Below are 24,230 nucleotides of genomic sequence, written 5' to 3'. Positions count from 1 at the left end.
TTTTTAATAGTTGTGATTTAGCACTAGAAATATGAATATGCTCAAGCCTGACTATAAAAACTAATTATTTTTTATTTGCCAGTGTAAATAGTTATATATCCCAACTGCACGTTTAACTAATTCTCGATTGGGATGATTAAGAAGCTCTTTTAAATAAGGCATGGCTTCCGGTATATTTGATAATTGTGCAGCACAATCTCGACAGTGTAAAATGCGATCGGGCTCCTGCTGCAACATCTCCAGGACTCGACTTTGGTAAAGTTCAGGAGAACATTCAGTGGCGATACTACCAATTTCAATCTCTGGGGGATTATGAGCAGGTTCCCAAGTGACAACCATAAATGGTTGATTGATATCAGTGAACTTAATTTGTTTGCGTGCAGATTGTTTGAGCCATAATTTACCTCTGCGTCGCATGAAATCTGGTACATCCTGAGAGAATGCACGGGAAGATTTCATTAATAGTTTTTCTCCTGTTAATGCATCACTAATATTTGGTTCCAGTCCAATAATATTAGCAACTAAAGGTTTGCCATTGTGTGCAGGTATAACAATATTTTCTCGCAGCTTGATTATCCCCGATCGCAAGACACCAATCAATAGTGTCCAATGACGGTGACTATCTTCTCCGAAATCGCGGTTGACTTCACGGGCAGAAATAATTTCTAAAGCAAAGGGCATTTTTCGTTACTTTTTCATTTTTCCCTAAGCCTAACGAATAAACTGTATTGATGATTTTGGCAACATGTTGCTCATCGGTTCGTGATTTAGTTCCTTGAAAATCAAGCTTTCACGCACCGCGAATAATTTGCATTCGTGGTTTTTGCAATACCTGACTATATAATTCTTCCAACTGCAAGATATTTTTATTGAGAGTGTAACGTTCCAGCACTCGTTGTCTTGCCTTTTGCCCCAACAAGGTTGTTAATTCGGGATGGTCTTGGAATAATGGTAGTAATGTTCGTAATTGCGATCGCACGCTTCTTGTATTTAAGACGACTCCGGCTCCTTTTTCCAATACTTCCCCATCTGCACCCACATCTGTAGCCATACAAGCGACTCCGCAGGACATTGCCTCCAATAATGACAGCGACAAACCTTCGACTAAGGAAGGCAAAATAAAGACATCTGCCCCCCGTAAAATTTCGATGCGGCGTTCTTCACTACCCACAAATCCTAGCCAAATAATGTTATATTCCGAGCCGTAAAATGGTTCCAGGTTGTTCTTCAAAGCACCATCCCCAACAACCAACAATTTACTGCCATCTCCCATTTTCGCCTGTTTCCAAGCCCTGAGGAGCGATTCTACATTCTTCTCTGGAGCAATCCGCCCTTGATAGACAAAAAGGCGCTCGGCTTTAAATTCTTCCTTTAACCGGGAAGCACCAGGGGAATACTTGATGACATCAACCCCGTTGGGGATGACTGCAATATTTTCCTCTGGGACACCCAAACGGGCTAACCAATCTTTTTGCAGGTAGGAAAATACGATTGTACTATCGTAGTTAACTAAAAATGGAGCGTAAAGCTGGTAAGTCAAAAATTGGGCACTAGAAGCGATAGTCGTCACCTTCCTGTCAAAAGCTGGATGGAAGGTAGCAACAAGAGGTAAATTCAGTTCTTCGCAAATCTCTGGCAAAAAAAAGTCAAGGGGTGACAGCGTTAGCGAAGCGTGAACTATATCGGGTTTTATCTGTCTAAGTGAATCTGTTAATACCTTAGTTGCTTTTAATGTGGGAATAGTATAAACCTGAGACTTGTAAATAAAAGGTAAGGGAACATCTTGACAATTAGTCAAATTCTCAGCGTGAGTCTGCTCTTGAGCAAAATGTAAAAAGCTGACTTCATGTTTGTGATCGAGTAATGCATTTGTAATTTCTCGACTGTAGGTGACGTTACCACAAAAGGGTGTTTTTTTCCCAATCCAAGCTATACGCATTCTTTATCAGTTACTAACTTGCAGGTTAGATATATTAAATTTGACTTTCTATTTTGTGCTTTCAGTATCTTGCACCTTCTGGACTTTTAAATATCATAAAATCCTGCCAATCTAAACACTAACCAATAAAAATTAACTTTTTCAAATTTTGTATAATCATATTTTTGCCGACTTAAAGATTCCCACTTTAGACTTTACAGTCATAATGAGATGTTGTGATTTTAGCTGCAATTATCCGCGCAATCACGATATGCCAAACTAGGTGACAATTGATGTGATGGAAGTATATTTTAGCTGATTAACAATCAAGCAACTCTATTATGATGATGTTGCCTGAAGACTATTTGACTCAATCATTGGTTTCTCAACTGAAATGTTGAGGTCAAAATAGATTAACTTCCATCGCTCGATTTATACCAGGTTAAAGTACCGCCCAAAAATGCGATCGCAGCTAATCCCAGAAACACATTTTGCAAACCCACAAATGTTTCCGCAACACCAGCTAAGGCTAAGGGTAAAGATAAGGCAATATTAATCACATTATTCTGTAAACCAAAAACTTTACCACGCATTTCTGGGGGGGTTTGGGTTTGGATTGTAGTTTGCATTGGGATACCAATTAAGGCACCGAAAACTCCCAATAACAGAATAAATCCTAGTACCATTAATAGCTGCTTGGTAAATAACGATAAACCAATCAATGATGCCGCCATACCAATACATCCACATAAACTTAATTGAGTATGGGAAAAACGCTGACCAAATTGACCGATAATGATTGCACCTATAGCAATACCAACGCCTCCAGAGGCGAGTAAAAAACCAAATTGTTCGGGTTTGAGGTTAGGAATTATTTCTGCTAAACGGACAGCTAAAACAGTGAGTGCGGCGAATACAGAAAATAAAATTATTAGTTGAATTAAGGCATTGCGAATGGCTTGATTCACTTTGAGATAGTTGAATCCATCGCGCAAATCGCTAAAGATGTGAGGTGTTTCACTAGTAATTTCCCGGGATTGTTCTTTTGTGGAAATCAGCAATAAAATTAATCCCGCTAAAGCATAACTTCCACCAACAACAATTTCCTTACCTAAACCACCACTACCACCAATTTGTAACCACAATTTATCAGCACTTGTCAGCAAGGGTTCCCCCACAGCGAAGCCAATAATAACCGATGCCATCATTGTTGTTGTGTACAGAGAATTTGCTGAAAGTAAATGTTGTTCTTGAACGACTAAGGGAATCGCAGCTTGTTCTGCGGGTGCAAAAAATTGTGTCAGAGTGGAAACGAAAAAAGTGATTCCTAAAATAATTAAAAATCCAACTGGTAAAGTTCCAATAGGATGCCAATCGTGAGTAAACCATAATAGTGGCGGTATTGCCAAAACTAAAATTCCCCGCCAAACATTTGTTGCCACTAATACAGTCTTTTTCCGCCAACGATCTACAAATGCACCAGCTAAGGAACCGAACAATACTGCTGGGATTGTAAAAGCTATCATAATTGCTGAAACCCAACCACTGATTGTTTGGTCGCCGGTTTGAAACTGGGTTTTAATTAAAGCAATCATTAAGACTAAATATACTTTATCTGCCATTTGGCAGAAGACTTGACCGCCCCAAAGTGCTAGGAAATTAGAGTTTTTTAATACAGGTAAAAAGCCTTGCTCGGAATCAGGTGTTGATGTTTCGGAATTGATTAATTCATGGCTACTAGAATCGGGACTTCCTGTGCCATTATTATTGTCCGTTGCGGAGGAAATTGCTTTACCGTTTCCATTCGCAGTAATAGAAGTGTTAGCTTGATCTAAATTGTGATCTAAATTATGCAAATCACTTAAATTTAGTTTAGATTCGATTTGATCGTTATCAGGTTTTTCTTTATTACCAATGATATTTTCTTCTTCAGAAACGCCTCTTGCTGGTGAATCTTCAGAATACAGGTGATTTGAAGATTTTGAATTAATATTTGAATGAATATGAGGACTAACATGAGGGCTTGCACTGGAACCATTAGTGGATTTGAGTGCAGATGCTCGATTATGTTTCCCTGGGTGGTGAGGTAATGGCGATAGATTTTTTCTATGTAATTCAGACGGTTGCATCATGATTGGCAGCAAAATAAGAATCTATTAAAGCAGCAGAGCGAATCGAACGGCTAAAGTGATATTGAGTATACTGACGCAATAAATTTTCAACAGACAACCAATGTTGATACTGACTATCTTCAACCACATCAAAGTGTGAGATATCTGGTTGTAATAACTGTTGAAGTAAATGTAGTTCTGTCGCATTTAAGCGTTTAGATACTGCTGGCAACTCTTCGGGGTGAAAAATCGTTTCGTAGATTGGAAAAACTTCAGAACTATAATTTTTTCCAGCTTCACGCACAACAGAACTAGCTACAGATTGAGAAATTTCTGCTGTTGGCGAATTTACTTCACGTCGCAAACGTTCCCAAGCTGCCAAAGACACTGTTCCACCAGCATTGACACTAAAACCAACCTGGCTTTTTACTTCTCCAAAATCGGGTTTTAGCGGATGTTGGGTTAAACAACAAGCTTCAACTTGGGGTGTCAATCCTGCTAAAGCGAGAAATTGAAAAATGGCATGACTCAAAAGAGCTAATATTTTCGAGAAATTTTTGCTCTCCGCCGACTCCAAACGGTCTAAATGCTCATTTAACAAATCATACAATTCTTCTTGAGGGTTTTCACTTAGAGCTTGGCACAAAACAATCTCTGCTAAATATTGACTTGCAGCTAATTTACCTAAATTTTTAGCTAGACCCGGATAAGATTTTACAGTATTAGCTTGTGTAATTTTGTCTAAACTGCGCCCTTTGGCAATTAATACTTCATTAACAACAAACATAGCACTTCTACCGCCCAGACTTGAGTTGTGCTTGCGTGCCCCAGGCGCGATCGCTGTTACTAAACCGTACTCTCTAGTTAAAATAGTCACCAATCGATCCGCTTCACCAAATGCTTGGGCTTTAAGGTTAATACCTGTGGCTTTGTAGGTTCTACTCATTAGTTAATTGGGAATGGGGCATGGGGCATTCGGGATTGGGAACATAGGAGAATAACTAAAACTAATCACTAAATCACTATTCTTTCTTCTCCAGCTTATCAAGTCCTTGAATCAATTCGATACTTCGCGAAGTGCCTAGACGAGTTGCTCCCGCTAATATTAAGTCTAAAGCCTGCTCGGATGTGCGAATACCTCCTGAGGCTTTAATTCCTATGCGATCGCGTGCTAATTCTTTCAAAAGGCGTATATCCTCAACGGTAGCACCACCATTCCAACCCGTGCTTGTCTTCAAAAAAGCTGCACCCGCCTCCATTGCCAGTTCTGCTGCTAAACGCTTTTCGGCATCAGTCAGCAGGCTAGTTTCTAAAATCACTTTTACAGTTTGCCCAGTTTCTTCACAAATCTCCGCAATTTCTCGGTGAACTTCATCAGTTTTCCCAGCTTTCAACCAACCTAAATTGAGAACCACATCTAATTCTGTGGCTCCATTTTCCGTTGCTTCTAAAGCTTCATACAGCTTTGTGGCTGAAGTTGTTGCCCCTGTGGGAAAACCAATAACCGTACAAACCTGAGGCTTTTTCCCATGCAGCAGTTCTTTTGCCAGCCTGACATATGTAGGGTAAATGCATACTGCCGCAAAGCCAAAGCGATCGGCTTGTTCACACCATTGCTCAACATGTGCCGACGTAGCTGTCGTAATTAACAGCGTGTGGTCGATAAATGGCGCAATATCAATATCTGGATAGTCTGCTGCCATCGTTTTTTCTACCAGCGATTCATTAAAATATCTTATCAAAACTTAAGACTATTTTAATAAATTAAACCATAATTCAGGGGTTTTCACGGAAAAAATAATATTAATTACTCAATTTAAAAGAAATAAAAATAATAAATATTAACTACATAGAGCAAAGTCACAAAACTGTGGTTTAAAAACTTTGCGACTTTGCGTGCAGCAATTAAGCAGCCATTTCCGGTAATAATCTCTTCACGCCTTGACTCACAAACCCCTGTAAAGCGGACATCTGCTGGCTTTGCTGGAAAACACGTTGCAAATTTTGGCGCAACTGCTCCAAGTTCAACCCATTACCTGTTTCTAAGGCAACTTCCTGTACTTGGAAATATTCAACTAGTGCTAAACCTGCAATCCTTGTTAGGTATGCTGCACTGATTCCTTGAATCGCGCCACCAACAGCGTAGGTTACTGCATTAGTTTTGAGAATGGTACTGATTGCTTTTGTGGAAATTTCCACTAAACCTAATTTGAGCATTAAAGCCCCCATTTCGGCTGCCACGGTTTTAGCTTGTTCGAGGGAGAATTTTTGCTGATATATTCCCCCCAAATCGACTATCATTTGGGCGTTTATCGCCGCAGTGGCTAAAATATCTAATGCGGGCACGGGGTTGGCAAATGCAGCCGCACCTGCTATCCACTGATATTGCTCAATCGCTGGGTTGGCTCGTTCTTTTCTAACTCCATTCAAGTAATTTTGGGCTTCTGCTTTGAGGAGATTGGCTTTTCTAACGGTTGTTGCCCAAATTAATTGTTGCCCTTGGGATGTGAAAATTTCAGCCAACTTTAGTGTTAATTGCTGTACATCAGGTTCAGGCTGTTCCATCCATTCTGCTATTGTGCCGTCATCACCATGCTTACGAACCTTAATAGCGACGGGGGAAGCAGATGCGGAGGCAACATTTGTGTGTCGCTGTTTGAGGGATAGTAAAATACTTTCGCGATCGCTTGTTATATACTGGTCTTGTTTGTTGAAAACCAGCATCGTGCCTTGATTTGCGGTTTTTAATTGCTGAAAAGTTTGATATTCAGTATTTGTTAAGTCACCGTTGGTGATAAATAAAATGTAATCTGATGCTATGGCTGTGTTAATTGCTGTGGTATCAGGGGTTTCTTTTACTTCGAGAAACAATGGTGTTGTTTCCTGATATTTGAGAGAGGCAACACCCATGTCGAAATGGTTTTGTTGTAAAACCTGGATGAGAGTAGATTTACCAACGGATTTTCCACCAGTCACAGCCAATTGCATTTCTTTTCGGTCAATTTCGACTTGCAACTGGGAAACTTTTTCCTGCAAACTGCTTAAATGCTGATGATTTGCAGCTTCGTTGGCGAGTTGGTTGACTAAGACTTCAGTTTTGGCGATCGCTGAAACAACTGTAGCGCGATCGCATGGTAATTCTTCCTCAAATTTAGTGATGCTGGTACGATTTTGTTTGAATAACAATAAACCACCACCAACCGCAACTAAACTTAACAAACTCACTTCTGTCACTTGGGTAAATGTGTCTTGCAAAGTGTCGAATAACCACAATGCAAAGGACAATCCCAGCCCTCCGACTAATATAGGTCGCTGCAACTTCACTGTTTTTCTCTCCAGCTTTATTAATATAGTTTGACTAAGATACTTGTACTTGAATATTTTTGATTTGCACAAATTCTACTTTAAGATATATCAAAATTCGACCGGAGATTCGACAGGTTTTGACAGTGCCCATCAACGAATAAGTACGTCAAGTACAACAGTTGTAAGTTTTGGAGGCAAATATTACTAATTATTCAAATTAATTCAAATTAGTTCAACATCAAAAAATAAAGCTTTGCAAAAGTTTCCAGTTGCAAAGCTTTATTTTAACCTTTTAATTTGGTGGCGGGAAGTGGATTTGAACCACTGACCTTCGGGTTATGCTTACCATCTACAGTTTTCACTGCCTGGTTGATTCAACCAGTTTGTGGTCTGGACTGTCCCTTTACCCTCGACTTCACGTTAGGGTATCTGCCTTCCAGTCTCTACACCTTCCTTAAACCTTGATGAATCAAAATTCTTGGCTTGGTTCGGGATTACCGCGCTAGTGGCTTCCCCGAGTTTGACAGATAAACGCACGTAAGTTTCTTTACGTACCGCCCACAGAAAAAATAACTTTTAAGCGTTTAGTTATTTTATCCACTTGAGCCCGACGAGCTACCAGGCTGCTCTATCCCGCGTCGTCTTTAACTAGTATAGACCCAAACCAGAATTTTGGCAACTATAAAAACGATAATTCTCCAATTACTTCCAAACGGTTGTACTGATTGACGTTCATGAATTTCTCCGATAGGGCTTGTGCGGAACTGGGAGAAATCCAACCCATTTGTTGCAGTAGGTGAATGGCGACAGCGTATTTGGCGCGTTTTGCCCCATCTACAACTTTAATGGCTAATCCCATGCCTTCCCCTAATCTACCGACACACTGTACACCTTCTGCACCTGATTTACTGACAAGTTCGCCAGGAGTCAGACGCATTAGCTCAGTGTCAAATTCACCATCACCCGCGACTAGAACTGGGTGGTGAGTCATTGCCCGGACAATCCGTTCCATATCGACATTGCTGCGAGAGGCAAGTTGAGCATATAAATGTGCCATTTGCCCAATTTGCAATAAATAGGTGGGTACACCGCAATCGTCGTGAACACCAATAAATTCTTCGGCGGGCATCCGTAGTAATTCTGCGACTTTGGTGATAATCAACTGCTGAATCGGGTGCTTACGCTCCATGTAAGTATTCAGAGGGAAATGTCGTTGCTGGCACACCGCTAGCATTCCCGCATGCTTACCGGAGCAGTTGTATTCCAAACTACTTCTCTTCCCCTCAGGTGTGGGACATTGCAGTGCTGACGGGTCAATATCCGCTCGCCAGAGAATATTGAACACTTGTCGGACTTGTTCAATGCTAGCCTTGTGGGAACTTGTAATAATTGCCAAATCGCGATCGCTTAAATCGTAGCGTTCGAGTGTACCAGTTGCAGTAACGGCAAGTGCTTGAAATGGCTTGAGCGCAGAACGAACAAAGGTAGCAGTTTCGGCATTCCCCGCAACTGATAAAATCCTTCCGCGTTCGTCAGATACAACCGCTTGAACTATATGTCTCGATTCGATGATGCCTTCGCGCAGCAAGCGGACTTCCAATGCTGCGGCTTGAGTTCGTTTTCCCATTGCTGATAATCAGTTATGAGTTATGAGTTATGAGTTATGAGTTACAAATTGCTAACTAGGGTTTCAAAAATTTATTTTCTACTCCTACTTGCTGTATTGGCAAAGCAATAAATATTGTTTACCCCTACTCTTCACTCCTAACCCTTAACCCCTAACTTTTATAAAATCTGCCAAATAATCGTACCAGCAACGTACAATACAGCCAAGCCAGCAAATGTAAATTGCAAGCGTCGCAAAATTGGTTGCACTTGGTAAGCTACGATTAGCCGATCACGAGTTAAAATTTCTTCAGGTTTTGTCCAGGTTTGACCATCGTACCACCCAGATTCTTCATAGAAGATTACCGGACTGAAAAGGCGATCGCGTATGTAAGACCATCCTAAGTACAAACGCACTAGTATGAGAACAATACCAATACTTGCTCCTGCCGCACTACTCAGAAGGAACTGAACAGTATACTTATGAGGGGCAAAACTTGCAGCCGATAATGGTGCTGCAATAAACCAGGACAAACCGTAAATCCATGCTATTCGCGCTCCGTACTTGCGCCAGTTTGCGGCACAATCGCGAAATAACCAAGCGGATTTTAACTCTTCGTACTCGTTGACAGGCTGTTGTTCGGTTGGAACCGGACATGAAACCGAAGAATTAATCATGTTGGCTAACTCCCACTGCCATCAGTGTTCGTGAACTGAATACTGTTCTAGGTAAATTCAATCCGTTTACCATGACCCCAAAACGCTTCTAGGTTGTAAAATTCGCGTTCTTTGGGCATCATAACGTGAACTAGGACATCCCCGTAATCGTAAAGTACCCAGGAACCTTCAGCTTTTCCTTCTGTTCGCAAGGGAAGTCGTTGGAGTTCCTGTTCAACTTTTTCTTCAATTGAATCAGCAATTGCTCGTACTTGTACCCGCGAATAGCCTGTCACCACCACAAAGTAATCTGCGATGTAAGATACATCAGCTACTCTCAATAGCAATATATCTCCAGCTTTACGATCTGATGCTGCATCTGCTGCCACCAAAGCCAGCTTGCCACTGGCATCATCGCCATCAATCGTTGTGATTTCAACTGGGCTATTCGTCACCGTTGTAGACCGTAATGGAAAGTTTTCTGTAAAGTTATCGGACATTAAACCTCAGTCGCGCTAGTTTTTATTTAACAATTTTTGACAATCGCATCTAAAATAAATTTTAAACTACAAATGTTTGCAAGGTTTTTTTGAATACTAACAAAAAAACAGGTGTCATGTTGACGACCCAGTCGTAGTTATTTTGATTTTGATTTGCTTAAAAACCAATTCCGAGTTGTAATTACCCTGGGATGAATAGTACATCGACGTTCTAATAAGTATTGAACAGTGCGATCGCAGGTTAACCACATTGCCCGCTCCAGATTTGAGTAGCTAATTTCTCGCAAAACTTGGAGTTCTTTACTTTCTCCCCGCGCTGGTTCCAAACTATCTGCTAAGAATACAATACAACAAAGCCGACTCATTCCTGGTCTGCCCAGGGTGTGATTCGCGATCGCTTGTAATATTTCTTTGTCGTTGACCCCAAAGGTTTCACGAGCTACAATTGCCCCGACATCAGCATGTAGTAAATGGGGATTACTCTCCAGCACCTCATCTACTTCCAAGCCATCTGCCCTTGCCATTTGCAACAATCGCTTCGGCGAAAAATATTTTGCTAAGTCATGCATTAATGCAGCGCTAGCTGTTTTTTCGCTGTCAATATTGTGCAAAGAAGCTAGTTCTATTGCCATCTCTTCGACCCGGAGAATATGATCAACCCTAGTCGCTGGAACATGTTCTGCTAACCAAGTTAATACTTGTTCGCGCATACATAGCAGTGCTGCCAAAGCATAAACGAAGAATTCAATATTTTAGAATAATAACCCTTGGGAAAACTATAGGAGTCAGAATAAATCAGCAACTCAATATCGTATAAAAGTATACTAATAATTAAGCCTGAAGACAACCTCAAGCAACGAGGGGATATTAGACTATTGATATTAAACTATTTATACCCTAAAGACAGCGAGTTTGGATGAACACCAATCTTAGAGACCATTTATAAAGTAAATATTAAGGATAGTCGCGCTTAATTTATATTAATGACGCTGCACCAATTCTAGAAACCGGGTTTTGGATATTACCTAGAGTCAAGCCAGGATTACAAAAATATTGATTTTGCTCAAAAACCCGGTTTTTAGGTTAGGTAGAAAATGGTGCATTTAACAAGTAGGCGCAATGCGTCTACGGCATTCCTCTGCGTAACCTCAAGTAGCAGTAAATTATCTATTAAAACATTTGTGAATTAATGCCAAGCTGTAGTTATTCAGCTAGAATTTGTCGCTGAGTAACTGATGTCGATTCGACAATCGGTGTTGATTTGGGGACTGCATAAAAAAGAGGTTCAAAATTAGGCTCAATGGTGACAGGTTCAATCACAACTGGCTGAAGCAGGGGTTCTGGAACTAGCGTTGGTTCGGTGACAGCATAGAACAAAGACTCATACTGATTTAAGGCACTATCAAACGAATAGTTTTCCACTGCGAATTTACGGCTATTGTAACCAAGCGAATTGACTTTTTCTGGTGCTTTATACAAATCTAAAATTGCATCAGCCAGCGCTTGGGGTTCTTCTGGAGGAACAACTATCCCACCACCACTTTGACGAATTGCTCGTGCGGCAGTGCCGCTATCCGGTACTGATGCGACTAAGGCACGTCCACTAGCAAGCACAACTTGAATTTTGGAAGGCATGTTGAAGGAAATCACATTTTTCTTTTGTACTACCAAGCTCACGTCAGCAGCAGAAAGCATGTCGGGCAATTTTTCACGGGGTTGGAATGGTAGCAGCAGAACGTTATCCGCACCTTGTTCTAGACATTCTTGTTGCAAGCGCTGTAATCCCTTAGCTTCACCAACAATGACAAAGCTAATATCGGGAATGTGGCGAAGTTTGCTAGCGGCTTTAACAACGGTTTCTAAACCTTGAGTTAAAGCGATATTACCCGAATAGAGGACAACAAATTTACCATTCAGATTGTGGTTAGCACGAAACTCACTTTCCTCCTTGGGTAGAGGACTAATAAAGTTGACATCAACCCAGTTAGGAATTTTCACCATTTTACTGGCTTTAACACCTTTTTGAAGTAAATTATCAATAAAACCATCAGCAATTACACTGATTTTTGTAGAACTGCGGTAAGCAAACTTTTCTAAGATTTGGAAGACTTTGATCAGGGCTTTATTTTTCAGTAAACCTGTATGAATTGCAGCATCTGGAAGAATATCTTGTAAATTTAAAATCACAGGACAACGATTTAACCATCCCAAAAGCGAAGCGGGGAGGCATCCTGGGAGTGAGGGAGATGTTGTTAAAATTACATCTGGTCGCCAGCCAGCGATCGCGGGAACAAAGCTGGTAGCAACAAAGCTAGCATCAAGCAAAATGCGGTCTAATAGATTGGGTTGAGGACGAATCCAGACAAAACTACGCTGAATTTTGACACCGTTTTTCTCTTCGGTGACAAATAATTTACCGCGATAAGCTTCATAAATTTGACGTTGTGGGTAATTTGGCATGGCAGTGACTACCCGTACTTCATGTCCACGTTTAACTAATCCCTCTGCGAGTTCAGTCATCAGAGGAGCAATGCCTATTGGTTCGGGGTAGTAATTGTAAGAGTAAATTAAGATTCGCATAAAATTTTCTTAAAATATCCCTGGTTATTGGTTTAACAACGAACTACTCTTGCGTTTTCTTGCCGTGCATTTTTAGCGCTGTTATTAATAATTTTCTCTTCAGAGTTTATTAATGTCCGTTATTTTTCATTGAAGATTGAGTAAAATTTGACTTTTCCTCTTCAGGGAGGAAAGCTATTTTTTATACAAAATTTTTTTGCCCAGCATGTTAATTCAAAATTTTTCCTTACGTATAAATTCGATAAATATTTACAAACTATAAAAAGAGATTACCCAAACTGTGAATAAGAGCGATCGCGCTTCGACTTAATTAAGTATTTATATAGATATGTTGGCAATAAATTTAACAATAGATGGGCATCAGCGATAAATATAATGTTGGTATTAATTGCTAAATATGCAGCATGTCATCCATGTAAAGCATGAAATAGGTTAATTTTTTTACGTATATATTTTAGTTAAGGGAAATTAGTGGCTGAATCAGTTCCTAGCTGTCAGCCTTCCCAAAAAGTATTACGAATTCTCCTTTTTACCTATTCCCAAGTAAAAACCCGATTTCGTGAGGAAATCGGGTTGGGCACGCAAGATTTGGAAGTTTAACTAGAAGTTTAGATGTTCATAAATAGCAATTTTTTTAGACCGCACCACTATTTTTGTTAAATAAAATTGTGATGGTTTTAAAAATAAGCTTCAAATCGTATAACAAACTCCAATTTTTCTGATACTGCAAATCGAGACGAATTACATCCTCGAAACTGCGTATAGTTGACCTCCCATTAACTTGCCATTCTCCGGTCATCCCTGGCTTCACATCTAAACGTTGCCATTCTGGGACTTCATAGTGGGATACTTCATTGGGTGTAGGGGGACGAGTCCCAACTAAACTCATTTCGCCTATAAGTACGTTCCAAAATTGGGGTAGTTCATCAAGACTGCTTCGACGGAGAAATCGACCGACTCGCGTGACTCTGGGATCATTGTCGATTTTAAAAAATGCACCTTGGACTTGATTGTGCTTTTCTAATTGGGCTTTTTTAGCTTCCGCGTCAACGCACATCGAGCGGAATTTCCAAATCTTGAATTGCTTACCCATCCAACCGCAACGGGTTTGAGCGAATAATATTGGTCCTGGATCATCGATTTGAATTGCGATCGCAATTGGGATTAATAACACAGCAGTAATCACTAAACCAACTATTGCACCCAAAATATCAATTAAGCGCTTCATCCAAGATTTAATGGAAGGATGAGTAGTGGGCAATACCTCTTCTAGTTGATAACTAGGCAGAGATTCTGCTCCTTCTGACGACTCTATTGGAAAAACCTGGTCTAGCCCTGTCAGATTTAATACTGCTAATACTTGAGGAGTGACATTGCGGAGTACCATCTCAATCCCTTGTTCTTGAGCATTTTTAAAATTACTGACTAAAGCTCCCAAGCCACTACTGTCCATAAAAATAGTGTTGTCAAAAGCAATAATAATTTGTTTTAATACAGCGTTTGCCTGAACTAGTTCTTGGCAGGTTTGCTTAAAGGCTACAGCCTCAAGTACGCTCAACCTGGCTGGAACCTGCACTATTGCCGTTTCGTTCAGGAATGTGACGGGAAAATCTGCCTCTGTGGGTTGGCTAGTCATGAAACTTTGCACTTTCGTTGCTCTTTTGATGTATTCTGCCAAACATGATTGTCCTAGCGAATACCCTAACCTAATGTATAACCACTAGCAATCAGGGCGATCGCTAGTTTTTTAAAGTTTTGACACAGATAAAGGCAAAGGAGGATTCACAATATAAAAATAAAGTCAAAATCATCTTTGCTATTGTGCCGTTAAATGATAGACGCAGCACATAGATATCATCACATGACCGCGAACACAACTGTTATACCAACTGCACGCCTGATTGAACTTTTCTCTGCTATCCAAGGGGAAGGACTCAATGTTGGCACCCGTCAGATTTTTATTCGTTTTGCACTATGTGATTTACGCTGCCACTTTTGTGATAGCGCTAATACCTGGAATGCACCGAATCAATGTAAAATTGAGTCCTACCCTGGGTTACGTAATTTTGAAATTCACTCCAACCCAATTTCATTACCTATGTTACTCCAATGGGTAGAGCGACAAAATATACCTAGATTACACGATAGCATTAGCTTGACGGGAGGTGAACCACTTCTTCATGCATCCTTTCTCAAGGAGTTTTTACCTCAAGTTCGTGCTGCTACTGGATTACCAATATATTTAGAAACTGGCGGACATCGTCCCGAACAACTAGCGATGGTGTTACCTTACATAGATTCGGTAGGTATGGATTTCAAGCTCGAAAGCGTCAGTGGTGAACAACGCTTTTTGGAACATACCCGATTTCTCCAACTATGCAATGAATCACGAGTAGAAACTTTTGTCAAGATAATTATTTCTGACCGTACTGATATTATGGAGCTAGAAAGTGTTGCTCAGTTAGTCGCCGACGTAAATCCGGAGATTCCCGTCTTCTTGCAGCCTGTCACGCCTTTGCTAGAGCCAGCAACAGTAGATGCGCTTGTTATGCTTGCACCTTCTCCCAGCCAGGTTTTAGCTTGGCAAGCTATGATGAAGCGATTCGTCAAACAAGTGCGCGTCATTCCCCAAACTCATAAAATGTTACATCAGTTGTAGTAAAAATCCACAAATATTCTACAAATACAAATAATTTTAGTGAATTCAGGTTAATTGCAGGCAATTGATCTGATTAAACTAATTTTACTCTAATCAAGATTATTAGATTGTAGAGACATTTTGTGTAGGTCTCTACAACATTTATAGTTTTTTAAATACTACAAGTATTACAAAGAATCAGAGAATTAAGAATATTAGCTAAGTAGAACGGCGCAAATAAACCGTAGACGCGGAGCGGCTTTTCGCAGAGTAGTATATAACGAAAAGTAAAGTTACCTAAAACCCTCTTCCCTTCTGCCTTCTGTCCTCTGCCTCCTGCCTTGTCATAACGACAATTTTTAACACCAACCTACTTATCAAGCTATTAGCTGTTAGGTATTGGCTAGTCATGTTAAGAGCTAGATACTAACAGCTAACCACATTTAATTTGCAGGTGGAGTACCAGGCGAGATGACTCCACGACAGGAACTCCATACCTTGATGACATACAATATTTAGATATGTTTTCGCTAATCGCCTAAACTTTAAAACCCTTCATCCAAATTTCTTGAAGATGATGATTTGTTGCTGCGTACTTTGTTAGCGCTACGCTTGAGGGCGGAGAGGCGAGCTTCATATTTGGAACGTTGGCGTTTGGCAGGGGTTGTATCAATCAAGGTTTTGAGGGCGCTCCCCAAGCTTTTGTAGGCATTCGGAAGGCTATAGCCAAAACGTTGTGCCAGAGCGATCGCTTTTTCATCGGCTTCGATTAATTCGCGAGCAACTTTTTCGCCACTATTTTTTTGATAAAGTCGCCAACCGGACACACCACATAAAGCTAAAGCCAATATTAATAGCAAACCATCTTGAACCCAAAGTTCACCGACAGCACCACCCAAACCAATGGCAAGTGCTGCCATCTCCCAACCATCTTTAGGGATTGTGTCATTTTGAACGCGAGCAACTTCATGCCAGAAAAGCAGATTGCGCTGGTCGATCGCAAGAGTATCCCATTTCACCAAATCAATTTGAATTTCTACTTGGTCTTTACCAATTTCCTCGCAACGGATTAGGGGAGGATTGACTTCCGTCGTACCTTCCACCGTCACCCAGCTCTGCAATTCTGGGGGTAGTAAGCCCTTTAATCGCCGTAATTCACTCATTTCTGCTTTGGCAGAGGAGGTTGCATAGGATGTCATATATCCAGCCCCAGAAAACAATCAATACATAGAGGGTATCACTTTGGAGTATAGCGATTTTACGAACAATTCGGCTCAGTCGTTGGGAAAACTTCCGCGCTTTTTCCGAGCTTCCATTGCTTTCTCCAAAATGTCGAGTAGCCCCGGAGCCTGTTCTTGAATACTAAGTAGCAATCGCTCCCCAAGTTCAACATTCCCTGGATCATGACCTGTTTCCATTACCTGTTGTAAGCGTGGTATTGCTACAGAATCCACCAGTTGAATTAAGCCTGTTAAGCAACGATTAAACTGTTTTTCAGTCAGAATCGAATCCTCCAAGGGAAACTCAATTATGGCACGAATCTCGCCATCAGATGGGTCATACTCCCATTGCAGCATTTTAGTTTCCCAAGAGATTGCCAGCATTGTTTGCAGAATGGCGGTTTTGTAGGGATGATCTTGCACACCTACTATTACTTGTGGTGCAAATAGCCGAAAAAATTTGCCATTTTCGTCAAGTTGGACAACTATCAGAAAATCTTCAATATTGTCGGCTTCAACGCCAGTAATTATGCGATCGTCTTCCTCCTCGACCCGATATTCCCAACCAAGATTATCTAAATACTTGGCAATTTGTTGCAGGTCTGCTGCCATAAAAGCCTCCTGATCGGAAATGGTGAAGCGGCTTGCACCAAAACTAGTTTAACCTGGGAGGGTCAAAGGCTTCTGTACTATGTTATGCGCCTCCACCAAACTCTGTTTTGGAAAAGTATTGGGTGAATACTTTCAAAATATATTCAAACTGAACAAGTTGATGAAAATCAATTGCATCAACCAATACATTTGTCTAAATAGCATCAGTGAAAATTAAGCAAAAAAAATATTAAGAAATATCTAAAAAAGCGAATATTTCTCATAAAAGAAGTTAATAAGCAGAAATCCACTTGCGATGGTAGGTAGCAGTGGTATTATTCGGGTATTACAAAAAGTAAAGGGCAGTTTCATTATGACCAAAGCACCTGTTGCTCCCGTGGTGCTAGTCATTTTAGACGGATGGGGCTACTGCGAGGAGAAACAAGGAAATGCGATCGCACAGGCTAAGACTCCCGTGATGAGTAGCCTGTGGGCAGCGTATCCACATACCCTTATTCGCACGTCAGGAAAAGCCGTCGGTTTGCCAGAAGGACAAATGGGCAACTCGGAAGTTGGTCATTTGAATATTGGCGCTGGTAGAGTGGTACCGCAAGAATTAGTACGCATCTCGGATGCAGTCGAAGATGGTTCCATTAACCAAAATCCAGCGTTAGTGAAAATTTGTCAGGAAGTCCTGAAACGTGAAAACGGCAAACTGCATATAGTTGGGCTTTGTTCTGAGGGAGGTGTACATTCGCACCTCAGCCATCTGTTTGGACTACTTGACTTAGCAAAGACACAAGGAATTAGCCAAGTTTGCATTCATGCAATTACCGATGGACGCGACACAGCACCCAGCGAAGGCGTAAAAGCAATTGGACTAATTCAAAATTATTGCGATCGCATTGGTAATGCCAAAATTACTACAGTCAGTGGTAGATATTATGCGATGGATCGTGATCGGCGTTGGGATCGAGTCAAACGTGCCTATGACGTAATGACACAAGATGGTAACGGTGATGGACGTTCTGCTGTGGAACTAGTCCAATCTTCCTATACTGAAGGTATCACCGACGAGTTTATACTCCCTGTACGTATTGCTCCAGGAGCGATCGAACCGGGAGATGGTGTGATTTTCTTCAATTTTCGCCCTGACCGGGCACGACAGCTAACCCAGGCGTTTGTAGGTACAGAATTTGACGGGTTTGAACGTCAGCAAATTTCACCCCTGTCGTTTGTCACCTTCACACAGTATGACCCAGAGTTAGCTGTCAATGTCGCATTTGAGCCACAAAATCTCAGTAATATCCTGGGTGAAGTCATTTCCCAAAACGGTCTCAAGCAGTTTCGCACTGCTGAAACCGAAAAATACGCCCACGTCACCTACTTCTTTAACGGTGGCTTGGAAGAACCCTTTCCGGGTGAAGATCGTGAATTGGTTAATAGCCCAATGGTTGCTACCTATGATGTTGCGCCAACAATGTCCGCCGAAGCTGTGACTGATGTCGCCTTGGCTGCGATTTCCCAGCAAATTTACTCTTTGGTAGTCATCAACTATGCCAACCCGGACATGGTAGGGCATACAGGGCAAATTCCAGCAACAGTACAAGCCATTGAAACTGTAGACCGTTGTGTTGGTCGATTGCTAGAAGGTATTAATAAAGCAGGTGGTACTGCCATAATTACTGCTGACCACGGCAATGCTGAGTATATGCTAGATAATGGGGGCAATCCTTGGACTGCTCACACAACTAACCCTGTTCCTCTGATTGTGGTAGAGGGTGAAGGTGCAAAAATACCCGGACATGGTACAGATGTTAGCCTCCGTAATGATGGTAAGCTAGCAGACATTGCCCCGACAATTCTGGATATTTTGCAGCTACCGCAACCACCAGAAATGACAGGACGTTCTTTAGTGCAACCTGCTGATTACGATGTGCGTGGTAATCGCACCCCGGTACAAGCGGGAATGTCGCTAAATTAAAATTAATGAGTTAATAGTTATGAGTTATTAGTTCATAGTTATGAGTCATTAGTTATGAATTAAAATTTATCAAGTATAGATTTTTATTCGTAGCCCCTCATTTCTAACTCCTAACTCCTAACTTCTAACTTTTTTAAACTTTCATTCACCTGATTTTTATCATGACTGTTACAAACATAGTTCAAGGTATCTGGACATTTTCTGCTGTTGCTTTAGTCGTATTAGTATTACTCCATAGCCCTAAGGGTGATGGCATTGGGGCAATTGGAGGACAAGCCCAATTGTTTAGTAGTACCAAAAGTGCAGAAAATACTCTGAACCGGGTGACTTGGGCATTAACAGCCATTTTTCTCGGTTTGACTGTGGTATTAAGTGCTGGTTGGTTGCCTAAATAACAATAGGATGTAGGGAATAGGTAAATGAGGAAAATACAAAAACCCTTGAGAAAATGCCTAAAAATCCTCGACCTAAAACCTAAAATCCTATTTGCTTTCTGTTTACGGGATTTATTTGTATTTTTAGGAATATTTTTTTGTACCGGGCTGCTAGTTATTATCACTAACTTGCAGTCTTTTGCTGTTTATAAAGATATTTATCAAGACACTTCTCGCTCGTTACCATATTCATTGAATATTTTAAATATTGCGATCGCAAACCCTCGAAATCAAGTTTCCACAGATAATCAAATTAATACATCTCAAGTAAATAAAATTAATTTCCCGACAGCAAAAACCCATCCTCTCCCAGAAATCCTACAAAAATGGGAAGATAAAAGTAATAGTGGCGATTATTTTGACCAAGTTCAACCAACAAGATTAGGATATTTAGTCTGGTCAAATTTTCCCGTAAAAATTTACATTGAAACACCTACAAATATCAACCAAAATCAAGCCGAAATATGGGTAAAAACAGTCTACCGCACCGTGAAAGAATGGAATAGTTATTTACCCTTGGAACTGGTGAATACAGGAGAATTGGCAGATATAAAAATTATCCGCAAAGCACCACCTCTTCAGGGAAATCCACCACGGGCGCGATCGGCTCAAACGACATACGAAATCTACACAAAAAATAATATTTTATCTCATCGATTCACCATCTTATTAAGTCCCACACAAACAGGTGAATATCTCATTGCCGCATCGCGTCATGAACTCGGACATGCTTTAGGAATTTGGGGACATAGTCCATTAGCAACTGATGTCTTATATTTTTCTCAAGTTCGTAAACCACCATTAATTTCTACTAGGGATGTAAATACTTTGAAAAAGGTTTACAAACAACCGACAAAATTAGGTTGGCAAGTTGAATGATTAAATAATATGAACAATGACAAATTTAGCTAATTAAAAAAAGCAAATGCTACCCTACGATCGCTCGTAAAGTAGCTGAGATTTATTAATTAGGATTTTTGGGAATTAGAATTCGCTCACTTAGGTTAAAGATTCTAAGTAATCACGAATTAAGTTACGGCGTTTGGGTTGGCGTAATTTTTGTAAAGCTTTCGATTCAATTTGACGTACACGTTCGCGGGATAAATCCAAGGCACGCCCAATTTCCGCTAGTGAGTAGGGATGACCATCAGCCAAGCCAAAACGCATGAGAATGACATCGCGTTCGCGAGTGGTGAGATCAGCCAGTAAGCTCTGCAAATCTCTCTGCAACGACTCACGCATCAACATTTCTTCAGGCGTTACACCATCGGTTTCCAGCAATTCGCCTAACTCGGTGTCCTTATCTTTACCGACTTTGGTTTCCAGCGATACTGAACGAGGAACTCGCAACAAAACTTCACGAACTTGGGCTGGAGTCATTTCCAATTCAACAGCCAAGTCTTCTAAAGTTGGGGTACGACCCTTTTCTTGAGCGATTTTGCGCTGCGCTTTTTTGATTTTGTTGAGTTTTTCAGTAATGTGAACTGGGAGGCGGATAGTACGACTCGAAGTTGCGATCGCTCTAGTGATACCTTGACGAATCCACCAATAAGCATAAGTGCTGAAACGATACCCTTTAGTTGGATCAAACTTTTCAACAGCGCGTTCTAAACCTAAAGTACCTTCTTGAACTAAATCTAATAATTCCAAGCCACGATTTTGATACTTTTTCGCCACCGATACCACAAGGCGAAGGTTAGCCTTAATCATATGTTCTTTGGCTTGGAGTCCGTTACTCTGAATTTTCTCCAACTCCTCAACAGTCAAATTGGCGATTTCTGCCCAGCGACGTTTTCCTTTTGCGAGAATTTGCTTGAGTTCAAATACATCCACTTCTGCGGTTCTAGCCCAACGCTCCAACGAAGGACGGTGCCCTAATTCGGATGTTAAACGTTCTTGAATTTCAATAATTCGTGAATAGGGTGAAGTAATTTCATCTCCCTGCTTGGCAGATTTAGATAATTCAATGCGTAACCGTAGGTAGCGCTGGACTTTTTGAGCTTCCGAAACTTCTTCGTCTCGTCCTAACAACCGAACCCGACCAATTTCTTGAAGGTATAAGCGTACCAAATCAGTGCTGCGACGATTAGGAGTAGCTGCAAAACTGGCTGTTTCTTCTTGCGAAACAATTTCCAGGTCTTGCAAATCCTCTACCGACAATTCACTTTCATCAACTCCAAGTTCAGGATCGAAGGTTGGGCTAGACTGTGGGGCTTCGTAGGTGGCATCTGTATACAAAGATGTTGCTGGCATAAGGATCGTCTCAATGGCTCCAGGTAACAATAGATTGTGGTAAGCAACGCTTCAAAGGATTGACCTGCATTCAGTAATGATGGAATCCTTAGCTTGCTTCCCGCAGGATAAGGTCAGCTAATCAACTGTTGATATTGTTCCCACAATTTAATGAGAACTAACACTGTTGACAGATATTTTTGGGATTTTTTTTGAGGTTTTTAGTGTATTGTACTATTTAATACTTGACACTTAGAAAAAATGTAGCTAGCATGGCTCCAAAATATCACCAGGACTTACTCAAAAAGACTGATAATAACAGCTTCTAGGAATATTTTTTAGATTTTAGAAACCAAATCCTATTGACGGTAACTTTTATCACGTGTTATAAACATAGTTAGGTAAAATTTTTCTTCGACTGTGGCATAATCATATCTACATAGATTCCCTAGTGCTTTCCTGAAGGTTTTTGTCAGGGAATTGTCATTTTTTCATTAAGTATTGTGATGCTAGAGTTAATCCAGTCTCGAATTATGCATTTATGTGAATGCGATCGCCTGTAATTTTGTTGGTAAGGGAAGCTTTTCTCAAGCTAGGCGAGAAGCAAAATCCAGAATTTGAAAATCAAGAACAATCAATCGTGATATTCGGGTTTAATGTCCCGCAGCATCAATTCTTCCAAAGCTTGGCGAGGTGTAATTTCTGCTTGCAGAAGCCGATACACTTGTTCTGTAATTGGCATGGAAATATTTTGTTTTTTCGCACTTTGCATCAACACTTTACAGGTATTCACTCCTTCGGCAGTTCCCTGTAAATCTGCGATAACTTCGCTCAGGGTTTTGCCTTGAGCTAATTGATAACCAACTTGGTAATTGCGACTGAGGGAACTATTACAAGTAGCGAGTAAATCCCCTAGACCGGATAAACCGTAGAAAGTTTCTGCCTTTGCACCCCAGGAAACAGCAATGCGAACCATTTCTGTGAGTCCACGAGTAACTAGTGCTGCTTTGGCATTGGTTCCCAAGTTTAAACCGTCACATACACCAGATGCGATCGCAATTACATTTTTTAAGGTTCCCCCCAATTCCACACCCAAGGGGTCGAGATTGGTATAGACTCGAAACTGTGGTGATGAGAAAATAATTTGTACAAACTCCGCAGCAGTTGCCGAACGACTAGCAACCACCGTTGCGGATGGTAAGCCCTGTTGGATTTCCTTAGATAAATTGGGACCCGACAGGACAACTACTGGATGTAAAGGAAACATCGCTTGCCATATCTGCGACGGTGTACGAGTAGTTTCCGGGTCTAGTCCTTTCGTTGCCGTGACAAAAATGACATCCTTGGGAATAGATAAAGATTGAATTTGCTTGGCAACCTCACTAACTCCCTTCATCGAGATTGCCGACAAAATAATATCAGCATCTTTGACAACATCAGTCAAAGATAGAGCATCTCCAGATGTTAAACCACTACGCGACCAAATTTTTACTTGATGATTTTTATTTTTGGCAATCACTGCTAAGGCTGTTCCCCATGCACCCGCACCGAGAACAGTGATATTTTTTGGATTAGTCAATTTGGAATTAGTCAATTTTAGATTTTAATTTTTGTAGCCTGATTAGGTAAGGCAAGAACCTGTTTGCTCATCTGCTTGGCGCGACTATCTTCATATTGTGCATGTTAAAAACTGGGAATTTCTAGTTAAGGGTTAGTAGTTAGCTTTGGCTAACTACTAAAATATCTAATAGCCTAAATACTTAGGGCATACTTTCTTGGCAAGGCTGAAAAGAATTTAAAGCTTCTTCGATAGAACTTAAAGCGGCTTCAAAATCATCATTGATAATTTGGATATCAAACTCTGGAGCCGCATGGATTTCGTCTTGGGCACGACGCAAACGACGAATAATCGCCTCTTCTGGGTCTTGTCCTCGACTGCGTATACGCTTTTCCAATTCGCTCAGGGAAGGTGGCAAAATGAAAATGCTAAAGGCTTCCGGGAAAGAATTGCGAATTTGTCTCGCCCCTTCCAGTTCAATTTCTAGCACCACACATTTGCCCGAATTAATTTGGTTGAGAACGGCTTGTCTGGGAGTCCCGTAGTAGTTACCAGCAAACTCAGCCCATTCTAGGAATTCGCCGTGAGCAACTAGTTGTTCAAACTTGCTACGGCTAATAAAATGGTAGTGTTTGCCGTCAATTTCTCCCGGACGGGGGGAGCGAGTTGTCGCCGAAACCGAGTAATATAGCCCCGGATGACGCTGAAGTAGTGATCGCATTAATGTGCCTTTGCCAACTCCGCTAGGACCGGTTAAGACAATTAATTTACCTTGTGAAAGGCATTTTTTGATAGTAGCACCATTCTGGATGGATAAAAGTTGCATCATCCGCTCAACCTATGAATCAATCAATAGACATTATTAATTAGCCATGGGTCGCTGTTTAGTTGATACA

Annotated in this window: 22 protein-coding genes; 5 read left to right on the top strand and 17 right to left on the bottom strand. The window is 40.9% G+C overall.

Features of this window, described 5'->3' with window-relative positions; genetic code table 11:
• Nucleotides 1-60: 60 nt before the first annotated feature.
• The 11 genes from VB733_RS12445 to VB733_RS12395 all read right to left on the bottom strand — a co-directional run bounded on the left by VB733_RS12445 (nt 61) and on the right by VB733_RS12395 (nt 12,677).
• Complete coding sequence (locus tag VB733_RS12445) at nt 61-681, bottom strand: hypothetical protein (RefSeq protein WP_323340395.1); 621 nt, start codon at nt 679-681, stop codon at nt 61-63.
• Between the two features lie 109 nt (nt 682-790).
• Nucleotides 791-1,939, bottom strand: coding sequence for a glycosyltransferase family 4 protein (locus VB733_RS12440; protein WP_323340394.1), 1,149 nt, complete (start codon nt 1,937-1,939; stop codon nt 791-793).
• Between the two features lie 392 nt (nt 1,940-2,331).
• The gene (locus tag VB733_RS12435) at nt 2,332-4,050 is read right to left on the bottom strand and encodes an MFS transporter (RefSeq protein WP_323340393.1); all 1,719 of its coding nucleotides are present in this window, start codon (nt 4,048-4,050) and stop codon (nt 2,332-2,334) included.
• Complete coding sequence (gene recO / locus VB733_RS12430) at nt 4,034-4,975, bottom strand: DNA repair protein RecO (RefSeq protein ID WP_323340392.1); 942 nt, start codon at nt 4,973-4,975, stop codon at nt 4,034-4,036. Before recO ends, VB733_RS12435 begins: the two co-directional genes overlap by 17 nt.
• Before the next feature lie 76 nt (nt 4,976-5,051).
• Nucleotides 5,052-5,732 (bottom strand): deoxyribose-phosphate aldolase, encoded by a 681-nt coding sequence (gene deoC, locus VB733_RS12425; RefSeq protein ID WP_323340391.1) that lies wholly within the window; start codon nt 5,730-5,732, stop codon nt 5,052-5,054.
• 202 nt (nt 5,733-5,934) lie between these two features.
• Nucleotides 5,935-7,353: a DUF697 domain-containing protein gene (locus tag VB733_RS12420; RefSeq protein ID WP_323340390.1), complete on the bottom strand. Its 1,419-nt coding sequence runs from the start codon at nt 7,351-7,353 to the stop codon at nt 5,935-5,937.
• A 661-nt stretch (nt 7,354-8,014) separates the two neighbouring features.
• On the bottom strand, nt 8,015-8,962 hold the full coding sequence (locus tag VB733_RS12415) for an asparaginase (RefSeq protein WP_323340389.1): 948 nt from the start codon (nt 8,960-8,962) through the stop codon (nt 8,015-8,017).
• A 158-nt stretch (nt 8,963-9,120) separates the two neighbouring features.
• The gene (locus VB733_RS12410) at nt 9,121-9,618 is read right to left on the bottom strand and encodes a CGLD27 family protein (protein ID WP_323340388.1); all 498 of its coding nucleotides are present in this window, start codon (nt 9,616-9,618) and stop codon (nt 9,121-9,123) included.
• Nucleotides 9,619-9,665: 47 nt separating this feature from the next.
• Nucleotides 9,666-10,097, bottom strand: a complete 432-nt coding sequence (rsfS, locus tag VB733_RS12405; RefSeq protein WP_323340387.1) for a ribosome silencing factor — start codon at nt 10,095-10,097, stop codon at nt 9,666-9,668.
• A gap of 137 nt (nt 10,098-10,234) precedes the next feature.
• A complete protein-coding gene (yqeK, locus tag VB733_RS12400) occupies nt 10,235-10,807 on the bottom strand; it encodes a bis(5'-nucleosyl)-tetraphosphatase (symmetrical) YqeK (RefSeq protein ID WP_323340386.1) in 573 nt (190 codons plus the stop codon).
• A 493-nt stretch (nt 10,808-11,300) separates the two neighbouring features.
• Nucleotides 11,301-12,677: a glycosyltransferase family 4 protein gene (locus VB733_RS12395; RefSeq protein ID WP_323340385.1), complete on the bottom strand. Its 1,377-nt coding sequence runs from the start codon at nt 12,675-12,677 to the stop codon at nt 11,301-11,303.
• Nucleotides 12,678-13,148: 471 nt separating this feature from the next.
• On the opposite strand from VB733_RS12395, the gene VB733_RS12390 reads away from it, so the two are divergent.
• Entirely contained in the window at nt 13,149-13,277 is a 129-nt protein-coding gene (locus tag VB733_RS12390; protein WP_323340384.1) for a hypothetical protein, read from the top strand.
• 34 nt (nt 13,278-13,311) lie between these two features.
• Here VB733_RS12390 and VB733_RS12385 read toward each other — a convergent pair whose 3' ends face one another.
• On the bottom strand, nt 13,312-14,313 hold the full coding sequence (locus VB733_RS12385) for an anti-sigma factor antagonist (RefSeq protein WP_323340383.1): 1,002 nt from the start codon (nt 14,311-14,313) through the stop codon (nt 13,312-13,314).
• Between the two features lie 225 nt (nt 14,314-14,538).
• Here VB733_RS12385 and VB733_RS12380 point away from each other — a divergent pair, with 225 nt between their 5' ends.
• Nucleotides 14,539-15,336 (top strand): 7-carboxy-7-deazaguanine synthase QueE, encoded by a 798-nt coding sequence (locus tag VB733_RS12380; protein ID WP_323340382.1) that lies wholly within the window; start codon nt 14,539-14,541, stop codon nt 15,334-15,336.
• A gap of 524 nt (nt 15,337-15,860) precedes the next feature.
• On the opposite strand, the gene VB733_RS12375 is transcribed toward VB733_RS12380, so the two are convergent.
• Both VB733_RS12375 and VB733_RS12370 read right to left on the bottom strand, forming a co-directional pair.
• Nucleotides 15,861-16,514 (bottom strand): DUF3318 domain-containing protein, encoded by a 654-nt coding sequence (locus VB733_RS12375; RefSeq protein ID WP_096617542.1) that lies wholly within the window; start codon nt 16,512-16,514, stop codon nt 15,861-15,863.
• Between the two features lie 75 nt (nt 16,515-16,589).
• Nucleotides 16,590-17,147, bottom strand: coding sequence for a hypothetical protein (locus tag VB733_RS12370; protein WP_323340381.1), 558 nt, complete (start codon nt 17,145-17,147; stop codon nt 16,590-16,592).
• Nucleotides 17,148-17,499: 352 nt separating this feature from the next.
• Between VB733_RS12370 and gpmI the strand changes: the two genes are divergently transcribed.
• The 3 genes from gpmI (at nt 17,500) to VB733_RS12355 (ending at nt 20,423) form a co-directional block, all read left to right on the top strand.
• A complete protein-coding gene (gpmI, locus tag VB733_RS12365; RefSeq protein ID WP_323340380.1) occupies nt 17,500-19,110 on the top strand; it encodes a 2,3-bisphosphoglycerate-independent phosphoglycerate mutase in 1,611 nt (536 codons plus the stop codon).
• Between the two features lie 161 nt (nt 19,111-19,271).
• Nucleotides 19,272-19,505 carry a preprotein translocase subunit SecG gene (secG, locus tag VB733_RS12360; RefSeq protein WP_096617538.1) on the top strand — a complete coding sequence of 78 codons (234 nt, stop codon included), beginning with the start codon at nt 19,272-19,274 and terminating at the stop codon, nt 19,503-19,505.
• A 24-nt stretch (nt 19,506-19,529) separates the two neighbouring features.
• Nucleotides 19,530-20,423, top strand: a complete 894-nt coding sequence (locus VB733_RS12355; RefSeq protein WP_323340379.1) for a peptidase — start codon at nt 19,530-19,532, stop codon at nt 20,421-20,423.
• Nucleotides 20,424-20,543: 120 nt separating this feature from the next.
• Here VB733_RS12355 and sigC read toward each other — a convergent pair whose 3' ends face one another.
• The 3 genes from sigC to gmk form a co-directional block, all read right to left on the bottom strand.
• Complete coding sequence (sigC, locus tag VB733_RS12350) at nt 20,544-21,797, bottom strand: RNA polymerase sigma factor SigC (protein WP_323340378.1); 1,254 nt, start codon at nt 21,795-21,797, stop codon at nt 20,544-20,546.
• 613 nt (nt 21,798-22,410) lie between these two features.
• On the bottom strand, nt 22,411-23,355 hold the full coding sequence (locus VB733_RS12345; RefSeq protein ID WP_323340428.1) for an NAD(P)H-dependent glycerol-3-phosphate dehydrogenase: 945 nt from the start codon (nt 23,353-23,355) through the stop codon (nt 22,411-22,413).
• A gap of 181 nt (nt 23,356-23,536) precedes the next feature.
• Complete coding sequence (gene gmk / locus VB733_RS12340) at nt 23,537-24,163, bottom strand: guanylate kinase (protein WP_323340377.1); 627 nt, start codon at nt 24,161-24,163, stop codon at nt 23,537-23,539.
• Between the last annotated feature and the right edge of the window lie 67 nt (nt 24,164-24,230).

Source organism: Calothrix sp. UHCC 0171, assembly GCF_034931845.1.
Classification (GTDB): domain Bacteria; phylum Cyanobacteriota; class Cyanobacteriia; order Cyanobacteriales; family Nostocaceae; genus Brunnivagina.
This window is presented reverse-complemented; position numbering and strand designations above follow the sequence as displayed.

Excerpts from the sequence above, each read along its gene's own strand:
- VB733_RS12410 (WP_323340388.1), bottom strand. The coding sequence starts at position 9,618 with ATGATTAATTCTTCGGTTTCATGTCCGGTTCCAACCGAACAACAGCCT.
- gmk (WP_323340377.1), bottom strand. The coding sequence starts at position 24,163 with ATGATGCAACTTTTATCCATCCAGAATGGTGCTACTATCAAAAAATGC.
- sigC (WP_323340378.1), bottom strand. The coding sequence starts at position 21,797 with ATGCCAGCAACATCTTTGTATACAGATGCCACCTACGAAGCCCCACAG.
- VB733_RS12385 (WP_323340383.1), bottom strand. The coding sequence starts at position 14,313 with ATGACTAGCCAACCCACAGAGGCAGATTTTCCCGTCACATTCCTGAAC.
- recO (WP_323340392.1), bottom strand. The coding sequence starts at position 4,975 with ATGAGTAGAACCTACAAAGCCACAGGTATTAACCTTAAAGCCCAAGCA.
- VB733_RS12380 (WP_323340382.1), top strand. The coding sequence starts at position 14,539 with ATGACCGCGAACACAACTGTTATACCAACTGCACGCCTGATTGAACTT.
- VB733_RS12440 (WP_323340394.1), bottom strand. The coding sequence starts at position 1,939 with ATGCGTATAGCTTGGATTGGGAAAAAAACACCCTTTTGTGGTAACGTC.
- secG (WP_096617538.1), top strand. The coding sequence starts at position 19,272 with ATGACTGTTACAAACATAGTTCAAGGTATCTGGACATTTTCTGCTGTT.
- deoC (WP_323340391.1), bottom strand. The coding sequence starts at position 5,732 with ATGGCAGCAGACTATCCAGATATTGATATTGCGCCATTTATCGACCAC.
- yqeK (WP_323340386.1), bottom strand. The coding sequence starts at position 10,807 with ATGCGCGAACAAGTATTAACTTGGTTAGCAGAACATGTTCCAGCGACT.
- VB733_RS12355 (WP_323340379.1), top strand. The coding sequence starts at position 19,530 with ATGAGGAAAATACAAAAACCCTTGAGAAAATGCCTAAAAATCCTCGAC.
- VB733_RS12370 (WP_323340381.1), bottom strand. The coding sequence starts at position 17,147 with ATGGCAGCAGACCTGCAACAAATTGCCAAGTATTTAGATAATCTTGGT.
- VB733_RS12375 (WP_096617542.1), bottom strand. The coding sequence starts at position 16,514 with ATGACATCCTATGCAACCTCCTCTGCCAAAGCAGAAATGAGTGAATTA.
- VB733_RS12395 (WP_323340385.1), bottom strand. The coding sequence starts at position 12,677 with ATGCGAATCTTAATTTACTCTTACAATTACTACCCCGAACCAATAGGC.
- VB733_RS12415 (WP_323340389.1), bottom strand. The coding sequence starts at position 8,962 with ATGGGAAAACGAACTCAAGCCGCAGCATTGGAAGTCCGCTTGCTGCGC.
- VB733_RS12435 (WP_323340393.1), bottom strand. The coding sequence starts at position 4,050 with ATGATGCAACCGTCTGAATTACATAGAAAAAATCTATCGCCATTACCT.
- VB733_RS12445 (WP_323340395.1), bottom strand. The coding sequence starts at position 681 with ATGCCCTTTGCTTTAGAAATTATTTCTGCCCGTGAAGTCAACCGCGAT.
- rsfS (WP_323340387.1), bottom strand. The coding sequence starts at position 10,097 with ATGTCCGATAACTTTACAGAAAACTTTCCATTACGGTCTACAACGGTG.
- gpmI (WP_323340380.1), top strand. The coding sequence starts at position 17,500 with ATGACCAAAGCACCTGTTGCTCCCGTGGTGCTAGTCATTTTAGACGGA.